The sequence below is a fragment of the Poinsettia branch-inducing phytoplasma str. JR1 genome, from assembly GCF_000309465.1.
Classification (GTDB): Bacteria; Bacillota_I; Bacilli_A; order Acholeplasmatales; family Acholeplasmataceae; genus Phytoplasma; species Phytoplasma pruni.
On the sequence record NZ_AKIK01000170.1, the window covers coordinates 1 to 735 of the forward strand.

Consider the following 735-nt stretch of genomic DNA (forward strand, 5'->3'; position numbering starts at 1 on the left):
ATATTATATATAATGTTTACTAATTATATCATAATATTTCTTTAAAAAAAGCATGTTTTTTCTTTTAAGAAAGAAAAACAGTCCTCTTCAGGAAAAAAAGTGAAAAAATTTTTGTTGATTTATTGGTTAAAAAAATAATTAAATTCAAAAGGATATAATTTTTTATATAGTTTATTTAAAGGAGAAAAAAATATTCTATGCCAAATAAGCGTTTTAGAAAAAAACCATTAAACTTGATAAAAACATACACTCGTATTTTGTTATTAAGTTTATTTTTTTAGTGTTATCAAAAGGACCTTTAAAGGCTTTTGCAGATACTAAGAGTTCTCCAAACAGACAAAATTCTAGAATAAATGATAATAATCAATAAAAACCCACTTAAGAAGATAAAATAAAAGTTTTAAAAGAAGATTTAAAAAAGATGATGGTAAGTGAAGTTTTGTTTAAAATGATGGCAAAATCAGAAGGTAAGAATCTTCGCGATAGAACAATTTTAGAGACAAAAGTTGTCTAAAAAAAAGGAACAACGCAAATTTTTATTAGATATTTTGGTCCCACGATGTTCGCATTTGGAAATGTGTGTTTCTTGTCTATCAAAACCATGTTTGTCATAAATCCATTGCAATTCTGTCATATTAAATTTCTTTTTAAATAAAAAAAGCGTATATTTTTTGCTAATTTTCTTTAAAAAAGTATAAATTTTTATGAATTTTATTATACATATTATTACTTAAA

General features: G+C 22.4%; 1 protein-coding gene. It reads right to left on the minus strand.

The window, feature by feature from the left end; translation table 11 throughout:
• Window positions 1–493: 493 nt before the first annotated feature.
• On the minus strand, window positions 494–634 hold the full coding sequence (locus ON17_RS03760; RefSeq protein WP_173363082.1) for a hypothetical protein: 141 nt from the start codon (window positions 632–634) through the stop codon (window positions 494–496).
• Window positions 635–735: the final 101 nt, after the last annotated feature.

Excerpts from the sequence above, each read along its gene's own strand:
- ON17_RS03760 (WP_173363082.1), bottom strand. The coding sequence starts at position 634 with ATGACAGAATTGCAATGGATTTATGACAAACATGGTTTTGATAGACAA.